The following is an 11,496-nucleotide window of genomic DNA, read 5'->3' as shown; positions in this document are numbered from 1 at the left end:
GAGTCTGCGCAGTCCGCCCATGAGGACCTCAACGCTTTTGCTGTTACCGACATAACCTACGATTCCGCACATGGCCTTGATTTTAGTCGGACTAAGCTTGGTGGAATGTCCGATCCGATGTTCAGCGCGCGCAACAACGGCCACGGTACCCCCTTCGTGGAGCTGGATAGGGCAGACTGGGCGGCCCTCGCACCGACAACTCGTCTTCCCCTGAAAGAGACTGAACTCATTCAGCTGAGAGGTCTCGGCGAGCCTCTCGACCTCAATGAGGTGACGGATGTCTACCTTCCCTTGAGCAAGATGCTCAACCTCTACGCCGCGGGGGCTCGCCAACTGCACCGGGCCACGAGTGACTTCCTCGGCGAACGAGCCCAGCGCACCCCGTTCGTGATCGGTGTCGCGGGTTCGGTAGCCGTGGGAAAGTCGACGGTAGCGCGGCTTCTGCGCGAGATGCTCGCCCGCTGGGATGACACTCCCCGAGTCGAGTTGGTCACGACCGACGGTTTTCTCTTCCCGAACGCCGAGCTCGTGCGCCGCGGTCTCATGGAACGCAAGGGTTTTCCGGAGGCCTACGACCGCCGGGCGCTCTTGCGGTTTGTGAGCGCGATCAAGAGCGGTGCCACCGAGGTGCGAGCACCGTTTTATTCACATCTGAGCTACGACATCGTGCCCGATGCGCAAATCGTGGTTCGGCAGCCCGACATCCTGATTGTCGAGGGCCTCAACGTGCTGCAGCCTCCCGGGGCCGGACACGGCCTGGCCGTGAGCGACCTGTTCGACTTCACGATCTATGTCGATGCCCGCACCCAGGACATCGCCCGCTGGTACGAGGAGCGCTTCCTGAAGCTGCAGCGCGGCGCGTTCGCCAACCCCAAGTCGTACTTCCACCGCTACGCCACGCTCAGCGAGGACGAGGCGCGCGCCAAGGCCCGCAACATTTGGAACACCATCAACGAGCCGAACCTGCTGCAGAACATCCGTCCGACCAGATCGCGTGCCACACTCGTGCTGCGCAAGGATGCCACGCACGCCGTCTCGTCAGTTCTGCTCCGCAAGGTCTAGGCCCGGCCGCCAATTCTCCCGGGCGCGAGGCACCTCACGCCCGTCGACGCGCGAGGCACCTCACGCCCGTCGACGCGCGAGGCACCTCACGCCGGTCGAGGCGCGAGGCACGAGCGATCGAGACCACGCGAGCCACGCCCGAGAGTTGGCTTGCGAGGTCTCGAGACGCGCGCGAGCGCGCACTCCTCGACCAGCGATTAGGGCGGGCCGCCCGACCGGATGCAGTCAGTTGGCGAGGCGCTCGAGCACGATCGCGGCGAGCTGGTGTGCGAAGCGGTCTGCCGTGGGCTGATCGGCTGCTTCCACCATCACGCGAACCATCGGCTCGGTGCCGGACGGACGCAGCAGCACGCGGCCGGTGTCACCCAGCTCCGCCTCGACCGCGCGAACGGCCTCGGCGATGACCTCGTCGGATGACAGGGCCCGGTGGTCGACTCCGCGCACATTCACGAGAATCTGCGGGAAGACGGTCATCACGGATGCGAGCTCCGCGAGCGTCTTGCCCGTGCGGGCCATCTCGGCAACGAGGTGCAGTCCGGTGAGGATACCGTCACCGGTCGTGGCGTACTTGGTCATAATCACGTGACCGGACTGCTCGCCACCGAGCGAGTACCCGTGTTCGTTGAGTTCCTCGAGCACGTAGCGGTCGCCCACCTTGGTCTGAACCATGGTGATGTCATTGGCGGCCATCGCCTTGCGCAGGCCGAGGTTACTCATGACTGTGGCCACGAGGGTGCGGTCTTTCAGCACTCCGCGTTCGGCCATCGAGACGGCGAGGATGGCCATGATCTGGTCACCGTCAACGATGTTGCCGTCACGGTCCACGGCCAGGCAGCGGTCGGCGTCGCCGTCGTGAGCGATACCCACGTCCGCGCCGTGTTCGAGAACGGCCTTCGCGAGGTTGTCGAGGTGGGTGGAACCGACCCCGTCGTTGATGTTGAGCCCGTCGGGATCTGCGCCGATCACCGTGAGGCGAGCGCCGGCATCCGTGAAGACCTGGGGGGAGACGCCTGCCGCAGCGCCGTGGGCGCAATCGAGCACGACGTGAATGCCGTCGAGACGGTGGGGCAGGGTACCAAGCAGGTGCACGACGTAGCGATCCTCGGCATCGGCGAAGCGGCGCACGCGTCCGACGTCGCCGCCGATGGGCATGAGGGTGTCGCGACCGATGTAGGACTCGATGCGGTCTTCTACGGTGTCGGGAAGTTTGGTTCCGCCGAAGGCGAAGATCTTGATGCCGTTGTCGGGCGCCGCGTTGTGTGAGGCGGAAATCATCACACCGAAGTCAGCACCGATGTCGGCGATCAGAAAGGCTGCGGCAGGGGTGGGAATGACCCCGGCGTCGAGAACATCGACGCCACTGCTGGCAAGTCCGGCCGAGACTGCGGCCGTCAGGAATTCACCGGAGATGCGGGGGTCGCGAGCGACCACGGCTACCGGGCGGCGACCCTCGGCGAGACGTGCTGTCGCACGACGACCGGTGGTCAATACTGCTGCGCTGGCCTGGGCAAGGCTCAGGGCCAGGCCAGCCGTGAGATCACGGTTGGCCAGGCCCCGAACACCGTCCGTGCCGAATAGTCGAGACATAGAGTCTGGGTATCCGACGAGCGGGTTAGCGCTTAGAGAACTGAGGAGCCTTACGGGCCTTCTTGAGTCCGGCCTTCTTGCGCTCCTTGACACGAGCGTCGCGGCTCAGGAAGCCGTTCTTCTTCAGGATCGCGCGGTTGTTCTCTTCGTCGATCAGGTTGAGCGAGCGAGCGATGCCGAGGCGAAGCGCGCCAGCCTGGCCCGAGGGGCCGCCACCGGTGATGCGAGCGATGACATCGTACGAGCCGAGAAGGTCAAGAACCTTGAACGGGTCGTTGATGAGCTGCTGGTGCAGCTTGTTGGGGAAGTAGTCGGCGAATTCGCGGCCGTTCACAACGATGGTTCCGGAGCCAGGGACGATGCGCACGCGGGCGATGGCCTGCTTGCGACGGCCGACGGCTGCGCCGGGAACGTTGAGGACGGCGCGAGGCGCCTTGCTTTCGGTCTCCGCGGGAGTCTCGGTCGAGTAGCTCTCGGGAGTTGCGTCAATCTGTTCTGCGATCTGCGCCACGATGGGTTGAATCCTTTTTCTAGAGTCGAGAAGTCTGGGAGGTCGGCGCTACTGCGCGACCTGGCCGAGGGTGTACGGCTTGGGCTGCTGAGCGGAGTGCGGGTGCTCGGGGCCGGCGTAGACCTTGAGCTTCGTCAGCTGCGCACGGCCGAGGGAGTTCTTCGGCAGCATGCCGCGAACGGCCTTCTCGACCGCACGGGTCGGGTGCTTCTCAAGCATCTCGGAGTAGTTGGTCGCCGTGAGTCCGCCCGGGTAACCCGAGTGGCGGTAAGCAATCTTGAGGTCGAGCTTCTTGCCGGTCAGGGCGATCTTGTCCGCGTTCACGATGATGACGAAGTCGCCACCATCCATGTGCGGGGAGAAGGTTGCCTTGTGCTTGCCGCGCAGCAGAACTGCTGCGTGGCTGGCCAGACGTCCGAGGACGATATCGGTGGCATCGATGACAACCCAGTCGTGCTGGAGTTCGCTTGCCTTGGGGCTATAAGTGCGCGTCACTATTGTGCTGCTTTCTTCTTTTCGAACGGAGGTGTTCGTGAATCCCGCTCCGGGCATGTTTTCGTGATGAAAACACTATCGATGGAGGGCTCACGTTCGTATGTCGCGCTGCAACGCGCAGACATCAAGGGTCTACTCTAGCTGCCGTATGACCTCAGCGCAACTCGAAGAGATCAAGCGACCGGCAGCGAGCGACGGTTTCGAGTCTCGACGGCGCGAATGGCCAGCTCCGCATCGTCCGGGTACCCCACGTCGACAAGGGTCAGTCCCTCCGGCGGCATGACCTTGAACTCAACGATTCGAGCTCGTTCGATGTGCAGGTTCACCAAGCGCTCCGCGGCAAGGCGTCCTTCGCCCACAGACACGCAGGCGCCCACGAGGGCGCGCACCATGCTGTGGCAAAACGCATCCGCTGTCAGGGTGGCGACGAGTACACCGTCTTCATCGCGGCGCCAGCGAAAGTCCTGCAGTGTGCGGATGGTGGTGGCCCCGGGGCGCGGCTTGCAGTACGCGGCAAAGTCGTGCAGACCAACCAGGTTGGCGGCACCGGCGTCCATCAGGGCAACGTCGAGCTTGCCCGGATGCCACGTGGTGCGAAGGCGCTGCTGCGGGTCGCGCAGGGCGTGCAGGTCGGAGATGCGGTACTCATAGCGACGCCACAGGGCCGAGAAACGGGCGTCGAAACTCATGGGCACAATAGTGGCCGTGCGCAGCACGATATCCGGCTGGGTCACGAGCACCCCACTCAACCGCCGCTGCACGGCAACGGCGAGCGGCACGGGAGGGCGATCACCGGTACCGCGCTTCACGCGAATGAGTGACTCGGCCTGTTCCGGCGTGAGGTCGAAGTGAGCGACCTGCCCCTTGGCGTGCACGCCGGCATCCGTTCGCCCGGCCACGATCAGGGTGGGGTGCGGCGGGTAATTATGCAGGATTGTCGCGAGGCCGTCTTCGATCTCCCCCTGGACGGTGCGAAACCCGGGCTGGCGTGCCCAGCCGGCAAAATCGGTGCCGTCGTAGGCAATGTCCAGACGGATGCGCGTGGTCGACGGCCAGGGCGGGCCGATGTGTGGCGCAGAAAGATTCACAGGAACAAGACTAGGCGGCTGGCACGGGATATCGTTGAAGCCGAAGTTCGGCCCGCCCCGATTTTCGCCACTCATATATGAAACCCACACCTACTCCTGAGACCGGGCCGGTCAGCGCACCCGCCGGCGCCACTCCCTCACGTGAGGGTTCTTCGAGCGACACTTCGCCCAGCGACGTTCCCCGCAGCGACACTCCCCCCAGTGGCACTCCCCCAACGGCACCGTCCCCCGTCGTCACCGTGCCGCGTTCCGGCCGACTCTCGGGGCTCGACGGGCTACGCGCCATCGCCGTGGTCGCCGTCGTCATCTACCACTTCTTCCCGGACGCCCTGCCGGGTGGCTTCATCGGCGTTGATGTCTTCTTTGTGATCAGTGGTTTTCTGATCACCGGGCTCCTCGTGTCCGAGCGAACCCGCACCGGCCGTATTTCACTGCGTCACTTCTGGCAGCGCCGGGCACGTCGACTCGTGCCGCCGCTGGTGCCCCTGCTTCTGCTGAGCTGCACGGCGGCCTGGCTGATCGGTGGTGACGTGCTCGTGGGCCTCGGCGCCCAGTTGCTCGGCGCGGTGACCTTTGGCTATAACTGGATTTCGATCGCCGGGGATGCGAGTTATTTCGCGGCCGATCAACCGGAGCTGTTTCGCAATCTCTGGTCCCTGGCGGTTGAAGAACAGTTCTACGTGATCTGGCCGCTCTTGCTGCTGGCGATTCTCCTCATTCGCCGTCCGCGGGCACGACTGGCCGGTGTGGCCCTGCTGGCCGTCGCCTCCATGGTGTGGATGGGCGTTCTGTACAGCCCGGGCGCCGACCCGACCCGGGTGTACTACGGCTCGGACACCCACAGTTTCGGTCTGTTCGTGGGTGCCACGCTTGCGCTGCTGCTTCGTCGGCCCGCCGGACTCCGCAACGAACTGCCTCGACTCAGACCCTGGCTCGGCCTCGCGGCCTGATCGGGATCGGAGTCGCCGCCGTCTTTTTGCCCGAGGGGGATACGGCAACGTACCGCGGAGGCCTCGCCGCCGTCAGCCTTCTTACGGCCGTGGCAATCTGGGCGGGCGTTCGTGGCGGTACCTTCGGCCGCGCCCTCGACGTGGCACCGCTGCGCTATGTCGGCGAGAGGTCCTACGGTATCTACCTCTGGCACTGGCCGGTGCTCGTCCTGCTGCAGGTCGGCCTGCCCGGACCGTCGGCTCCGCTGCGCGGAGTACTGATCGGAACGGTCGCCGCCGCCCTGACGCTGGGCGCGGCGGGCGCCTCCTATCGGTGGTTGGAACAGCCGATACGGCGGGAAGGGATCCGCGGCGTCATCCGTCGGTTGCGGAGTCTCTGGGGCAGCCCGGTGAAGGGGCGAGGCCTTGTGGCGGCTCTCGCCGTGGCAGCGCTGCTGATGTCGGGCGGCACGGCTGCGGCTCTTGTGACCGCACCGGCCACCGCAACGGCCGAGGTCGAGATCGAGAGGGGACAACAGGCGCTCGATGCGGCGGCGAAGGCCGCTGCCGAGGCCGCCCGGCAGGCCCCCTCGACCCCTGCGCCACTGCCGGGCGGTGACCTCATCACCGCGGTGGGAGACTCGGTCATGCTCGCGTCGGCCGCTGAGTTGCAAACGACGTTTCCCGGTATCTCCATTGACGCCGCGGTATCGCGGGGCATGTATTCCGCGGCGGGTATATTGGCGGAGTTGGCCCGCACGGGCGCATTGCGTCCCATCGTGGTGGTCGGGCTCGGCACGAACGGACCCATCACGACGGACGAGCTGAATCAGATCGAGAGCGTCATCGGCCCCGACCGCAAGCTCATCCTCGTGAACGCCTACGCAGACCGTGACTGGACCGACGGTGTGAATGCCTCGCTCGCCGACTACTCGGCGCGTAAACGACTCGTCGAACTCGCCAACTGGCACGATGCCATCGCTCCGCACACGGATCTTCTGGCAGGCGACGGAGTGCACCCTGGGCCCACGGGGGGTCAAATCTATGCGGATTCCGTGACCACGGCCCTGCAACGCCTCGCTGAACTGCCCCCGTTGCGTTCCCCTGGCGCAAATCGCCTCTACCCCGCTCCGGTGTAAATGCTGGTCGAAGCGCGCACGACCGTGCATCGCGCCGGGCCCCCAGCTAGGCTCGAACGGGTGATGACTCAGACATTCTCCCTCCGGACCACCGTTGATTCCGACTGGCGCGAGGTGCGCGACCTGCGCCTGGAGATGATCCGGGACATGCCCACCGCCTACATGGAGAGCCTGGACGAAGCGCTTGGGCGCGACGAAGCCGAGTGGCGCATGCGTGGCCGTCGCGGCAGCGCGGAGCACGGCATCGCCGTGGTCGCGATCGACGCCTCCGGCCGGTGGATCGGCACAATGGCCGGTTATGTCGACCCGACCGTCGGCGCCCTGCTCGTCGGCGTCTACGTCACGCCGGACTATCGGGGACGCGAAGCCGGAGTGACGGATGCCCTGCTGGGCGCCATCGAGACCTGGGCCCGAACCGAGGGAGACCTCCTCACACTGCACGTGCACCAGCACAACACCCGCGCGATTGCCGCCTACCAGCACCGCGGGTTTGAGGCCACGGGCGAATCCATTCCGTACAACCTCGACACCACGACTAACGAACTCGAAATGGTCAAGTCCTTTTAGCTCGAAAGCCGCACCGGGCCCGCACCGGCCGCCGCACGATCGAGCACATCGCGCTCCTCAGCGCGAGTGAGGCCCGTGCGCCGCTCGCTTCGAGAGCACCTCGCGGGCGACGCCGACATCGGTTAGAACTCGATGGTGAAAACCATTTCGCGGTGCGCGGCGACGAAGCCCATGCCGGTATAGAGGCCGACGGCACCGGTGGGGCTGTCGGTGTCCACGTCGAGTGTCGCGCGTTCGTGGCCGGCCGCGCGACTCGCCGCGAGGTGCGCGGCGAGAAGAGCCTGTGCGATGCGGCGTCCACGCCAATCGCGCAGCACACCCACCAAAGCGATATAGCTGCTGCTGAACCCGGCTCCCGCCCAGTCGTCCTCACTCACGGTGCTGAGCAGGTAACCGGCGACGTGTTCGCTGCCCTCGGCATCCGTCCCGAACACGACGAACGAGAGATCGGGGCGAAACGTCTCCGCCTCGGTGAAGGACGTCCACGTTTCATCGCTCAGCGGCTGGCTCGACCAGTGGTCCGCGAATGCCTCGTCGTGAGCGGCGTGCACAGCCGCGGACATGTTCGCGGAATACGGGGCCAGCCGGATGCCGTCGTCCAGCTCAAAATTCCGGATCGGATCCGCGAGCACCCGCTGCAACTCCACGAAGTACCGCGCGAGCGTGAGGCCCGCTCGCGCCAGCAACCGAGCGTTCTGGGGCGCACGTTCGTCGGCGTAGGCCTGAATCCACCCGGGAAGTGTCTTGTTCGACGACCCGAGCTGCTGGCGGGCACGCCCGAGTTGCCAGTCAAGGAGCACGCGACCGATACCGCGCGCACGCCAGTCCGGGTGCACTCCGCCGGCAACGGTTGACTTCACGAGCGTGCGCTGGCCCGGCGATGGCATCGCAGTACCCCAAGCCAGAAGTTCACCGCTTGCGGACACACCCACGAGGGAATCGGCCGCCGCATCGAAAAACGTGAACCCGAAGTCGTCGGCGACCTCCTCACGGGTGGGCAGGTAGTTCGGGTGGTCGATGCGACCCATGGCGCGCATGAGCGCCCAGATCGCGTCGACGTCCTCGAGGGTCGCGGCGCGCCACAGGGCGATATCGGGATGCTCGGGCAGGACAATGTCGACCGGGGCAGAAACCCGCTCCTTCAGTGGACGCACCGTTTCAACCATGCGTCCAGCCTATGGGCCGCCGTGCCTCGGTCATAGAGTGCCCCGCCGGTCGAGGCGCGAGAACACGTTAGATAGCCCCCACCACGCAAACCACGTCCCAGGATCGGCCAGCGAGGTCTCGATCGCTCCTTCGTCGCGCCTCGACCAACGAAACGCAACAGCTCACGGCTCGATCGCTCCTTCGTCGCGCCTCGACCAACGAAACGCAACAGCTCACGGCTCGATCGCCCCTTCGTCACGGCGCGACCAGCGAAACCTCGCGCATTCACCGTTCTAGAACTGGAGGGTGTAGGCCATCTTTTTGTGTACGGCATGGAAGCCCATGCCCGTGTACAGCCCGAGAGCGCCCGTTGGGCTGTCGGAATCCACGGCAAGAGTCGCCCGATCGTGCCCGAGAGCGCGCCCGGCCTCGAGCTGGGCGGCCAGCAGCGACTGGGCGATGTGCCGGCCGCGCCATCCGCTCGTCACCCCTACCAGGTCGATGTAGCTGCCGGTGAAACCCTGAGTCGTCCAGACGTTCTCGTTCGCGGTCGAGAGCACGAAACCGACGACCTCGTCGCCCGCCCACGCCACGAAAGACACGTCGGGCCGAAACCAGCGCCCGTTCACGAACGCCGCCCAGTTCTCGTCGCTCATCGGCTGACTCGCCCAATGGTCCATGAAGGCGTCGTCCCGGGCCACATGCACCTGCGCCGAGTCGGCCGGCGTGTACTGGGCGATACGGATGCCGTCGGCCGGCGTGACCGGTGGCACCGGCTCGTCGAGGGGCCGCTCCAACGAGAGGAAATAGCGCGTGAGGTTGAGTCCGCCCCGCTCGAACAGCTTCGCACTCTGCGGTGCGCGCTCGTCGGCGTAGGCGAAGATCCACCCCGGCAGGGTCTTGGTGGACGTCGCCAGCTGCTGCCGAGCCCTTCCGAGCTGCCAGGCAAGCAGCTCGCGACCGATCCCCCGGCCTCGCAGCTCGGGGTGCACCCCGCCGATCAGGATGGAGCGCACGAGGGTTTCCTGGCGCGGCGGGAACAGCACCATGCCGTTGGCCACAATGCGGCCGGCATCATCGAGGCCCACGAGAGAGTCGAGGGCGGCATCCACGTGGGAGTAACCGAAGTCCGCGGCGATCGCACCGCGCGTGGTGAGGTAGTTCGGATGGTCCAGGCGCCCCATCGCCTCGCGCAGCTGCCAGATGCCGTCAATGTCGGCCTCGCTGGCGGCACGCCACACGGCGACCTCGGGGTGAACCGGCACGGAAAGCGTGAAAGGTGCGGTCACGCGCTCGTTCAGGGGCCGCAGGTCGTCAGTCATGATCCCAGCCTAACCGGGGCCAGTGACGCAGTCCCAGCCGGTCGAGGCGCGAGTGGTCGAGGCCACTCGAGACACGCAAGGATTGAGAACGGCTTACGAGGTCTCGATCTCGACAAGCTCGATCCAAGCGCTCCCTGGTCGCGCCTCGACCAGCGGCGGGTCGAAGCGGGCACGGACAAAAAAAGAGCCCGACCGAAGTCGGGCCCTTCTTCAGAAACGCGTTGTTACTTGGCGTCCGTGGTCTCGGCGGCAGCCTCGGTGGGCTCCTCGACGACAACCTCAGCGGCAGCTTCGTCAGCAACCTCGGCGTCAGCAACGACAACCTCTTCGACAACGGGCTTCTCAGCCGTCACCGTGGAGGTCTTGGAGTGCTTGACCTTCGGGGTGACGGGCTCAAGAACGAGCTCCATCTGAACCATCGAAGCGTTGTCACCCTTGCGGAAACCGAGCTTCGTGATGCGCGTGTAGCCACCCTGACGCTCGTTGACCTGCGGGGCGATAACCGTGAAGAGCTCGTGCACGACGGACTTGTCCGTGATCGTCGCGAGAACGCGACGACGGGCGTGCAGGTCGCCGCGCTTGGCGAACTGCACCATGCGCTCGGCGAGCGGACGCAGGCGCTTGGCACGGGTCTCGGTCGTCTTGATCGACTTGTGGGTGAACAGGGCAGCAGCCAGGTTCGCAAGCATGAGGCGCTCGTGCGCCGGGCCGCCACCGAGACGGGGCCCCTTTGTGGGCTTAGGCATTGGTATTCTCCAGTATCAAAATTCGAAAGGCAGTCGCGAAGACGAGCCTTAGTTGGTCTCTTCTTCGTAGCCGCTGTAGAAGTGTGCTCCGTCGAATCCGGGAACCGAATCCTTCAGGGACAGGCCGAGCTCAACGAGCTTGTCCTTCACCTCGTCAACCGACTTCTGTCCGAAGTTGCGGATGTTCATCAGCTGGGTCTCCGAGAGGGCGACCAGTTCGCTGACATTGTTGATGCCTTCGCGCTTCAGGCAGTTGTACGAACGAACCGACAGGTCCAGGTCCTCGATCGGGATCGACAGCTCGGTCGAGAGCACAGCGTCGACCGGCGCGGGGCCGATCTCGATGCCTTCGGCCGCGGTGTTGAGCTCGCGGGCCAGACCGAACAGCTCGGTCAGCGTGCGCCCAGAGGATGCAATCGCGTCGCGAGGCGTGATCGCCGACTTGGTCTCCACGTCAACGACGAGGCGGTCGAAGTCGGTGCGCTCACCGGCACGAGTTGCCTCGACGCGGTACGTCACCTTGAGAACGGGCGAGTAGATCGAATCGACCGGAATCTGGCCGGCCTCGGAGAACTCGTTGCGGTTCTGCGCGCTGGACACGTAACCACGGCCACGCTCAATGGTGAGTTCAAGTTCGAACTTCGCATTGTCGTTGAGGGTTGCGATGACCAGTTCAGGATTGTGCACCTCGACACCGGCCGGAGCCGAGATGTCAGCGGCGGTTACCTGACCGGCACCCTGCTTGCGCAGGTACGCGGTGATGGGCTCATCGTGCTCGCTGGAGACGACGAGGCCCTTGATGTTGAGGATGATTTCGGTGACATCTTCTTTGACACCGGGAACGGTGCTGAACTCGTGCAGCACGCCATCGATGCGGATGCTGGTTACAGCAGCGCCCGGGATC

The 11,496-nt window shown here is 65.4% G+C and carries 12 protein-coding genes; 4 read left to right on the top strand and 8 right to left on the bottom strand.

The annotated features are described in order from the left end of the window. Positions 1 to 105 precede the first annotated feature (105 nt). Positions 106 to 1,062: a type I pantothenate kinase gene (gene coaA / locus JF66_RS15930; RefSeq protein WP_051973637.1), complete on the top strand. Its 957-nt coding sequence runs from the start codon at positions 106 to 108 to the stop codon at positions 1,060 to 1,062. A gap of 225 nt (positions 1,063 to 1,287) precedes the next feature. On the opposite strand, the gene glmM is transcribed toward coaA, so the two are convergent. From glmM to truA, 4 genes are all read right to left on the bottom strand, one after another. Continuing rightward, a complete protein-coding gene (gene glmM / locus JF66_RS15925) occupies positions 1,288 to 2,649 on the bottom strand; it encodes a phosphoglucosamine mutase (RefSeq protein WP_035879571.1) in 1,362 nt (453 codons plus the stop codon). 25 nt (positions 2,650 to 2,674) lie between these two features. Continuing rightward, positions 2,675 to 3,160, bottom strand: a complete 486-nt coding sequence (gene rpsI, locus JF66_RS15920; protein WP_051973636.1) for a 30S ribosomal protein S9 — start codon at positions 3,158 to 3,160, stop codon at positions 2,675 to 2,677. Between the two features lie 48 nt (positions 3,161 to 3,208). Next, the gene (gene rplM / locus JF66_RS15915; protein ID WP_035879575.1) at positions 3,209 to 3,655 is read right to left on the bottom strand and encodes a 50S ribosomal protein L13; all 447 of its coding nucleotides are present in this window, start codon (positions 3,653 to 3,655) and stop codon (positions 3,209 to 3,211) included. A 173-nt stretch (positions 3,656 to 3,828) separates the two neighbouring features. Continuing rightward, positions 3,829 to 4,743, bottom strand: a complete 915-nt coding sequence (truA, locus tag JF66_RS15910; protein WP_231556465.1) for a tRNA pseudouridine(38-40) synthase TruA — start codon at positions 4,741 to 4,743, stop codon at positions 3,829 to 3,831. A 77-nt stretch (positions 4,744 to 4,820) separates the two neighbouring features. On the opposite strand from truA, the gene JF66_RS15905 reads away from it, so the two are divergent. The 3 genes from JF66_RS15905 to JF66_RS15895 all read left to right on the top strand — a co-directional run bounded on the left by JF66_RS15905 (position 4,821) and on the right by JF66_RS15895 (position 7,378). Continuing rightward, positions 4,821 to 5,693 (top strand): acyltransferase, encoded by an 873-nt coding sequence (locus tag JF66_RS15905; protein WP_081882444.1) that lies wholly within the window; start codon positions 4,821 to 4,823, stop codon positions 5,691 to 5,693. A gap of 89 nt (positions 5,694 to 5,782) precedes the next feature. After that, entirely contained in the window at positions 5,783 to 6,811 is a 1,029-nt protein-coding gene (locus tag JF66_RS15900) for an acyltransferase family protein (RefSeq protein WP_156109852.1), read from the top strand. Between the two features lie 63 nt (positions 6,812 to 6,874). Next, positions 6,875 to 7,378, top strand: a complete 504-nt coding sequence (locus tag JF66_RS15895; RefSeq protein WP_035879568.1) for a GNAT family N-acetyltransferase — start codon at positions 6,875 to 6,877, stop codon at positions 7,376 to 7,378. Between the two features lie 122 nt (positions 7,379 to 7,500). Here JF66_RS15895 and JF66_RS15890 read toward each other — a convergent pair whose 3' ends face one another. The 4 genes from JF66_RS15890 to JF66_RS15875 form a co-directional block, all read right to left on the bottom strand. Beyond that, positions 7,501 to 8,544: a GNAT family N-acetyltransferase gene (locus JF66_RS15890; RefSeq protein WP_035879566.1), complete on the bottom strand. Its 1,044-nt coding sequence runs from the start codon at positions 8,542 to 8,544 to the stop codon at positions 7,501 to 7,503. 273 nt (positions 8,545 to 8,817) lie between these two features. Further along, positions 8,818 to 9,846 (bottom strand): GNAT family N-acetyltransferase, encoded by a 1,029-nt coding sequence (locus tag JF66_RS15885; RefSeq protein ID WP_035879564.1) that lies wholly within the window; start codon positions 9,844 to 9,846, stop codon positions 8,818 to 8,820. 224 nt (positions 9,847 to 10,070) lie between these two features. Continuing rightward, positions 10,071 to 10,592 carry a 50S ribosomal protein L17 gene (rplQ, locus tag JF66_RS15880; protein ID WP_035879562.1) on the bottom strand — a complete coding sequence of 174 codons (522 nt, stop codon included), beginning with the start codon at positions 10,590 to 10,592 and terminating at the stop codon, positions 10,071 to 10,073. A gap of 48 nt (positions 10,593 to 10,640) precedes the next feature. Continuing rightward, positions 10,641 to 11,496, bottom strand: an 856-nt coding sequence (locus tag JF66_RS15875; protein ID WP_035879560.1) for a DNA-directed RNA polymerase subunit alpha, incomplete at its 5' end; no start/stop codon positions are given.

The organism is Cryobacterium sp. MLB-32, assembly GCF_000738085.1.
Taxonomy (GTDB): Bacteria; Actinomycetota; Actinomycetes; order Actinomycetales; family Microbacteriaceae; genus Cryobacterium.
The sequence above is the reverse complement of the archived record's forward strand: the minus strand, read 5'-3'. Positions and strand labels throughout refer to the sequence as shown.

Excerpts from the sequence above, each read along its gene's own strand:
- coaA (WP_051973637.1), top strand. The coding sequence starts at position 106 with ATGTCCGATCCGATGTTCAGCGCGCGCAACAACGGCCACGGTACCCCC.
- glmM (WP_035879571.1), bottom strand. The coding sequence starts at position 2,649 with ATGTCTCGACTATTCGGCACGGACGGTGTTCGGGGCCTGGCCAACCGT.
- JF66_RS15905 (WP_081882444.1), top strand. The coding sequence starts at position 4,821 with ATGAAACCCACACCTACTCCTGAGACCGGGCCGGTCAGCGCACCCGCC.
- JF66_RS15895 (WP_035879568.1), top strand. The coding sequence starts at position 6,875 with ATGACTCAGACATTCTCCCTCCGGACCACCGTTGATTCCGACTGGCGC.
- JF66_RS15890 (WP_035879566.1), bottom strand. The coding sequence starts at position 8,544 with ATGGTTGAAACGGTGCGTCCACTGAAGGAGCGGGTTTCTGCCCCGGTC.
- JF66_RS15885 (WP_035879564.1), bottom strand. The coding sequence starts at position 9,846 with ATGACTGACGACCTGCGGCCCCTGAACGAGCGCGTGACCGCACCTTTC.
- rplQ (WP_035879562.1), bottom strand. The coding sequence starts at position 10,592 with ATGCCTAAGCCCACAAAGGGGCCCCGTCTCGGTGGCGGCCCGGCGCAC.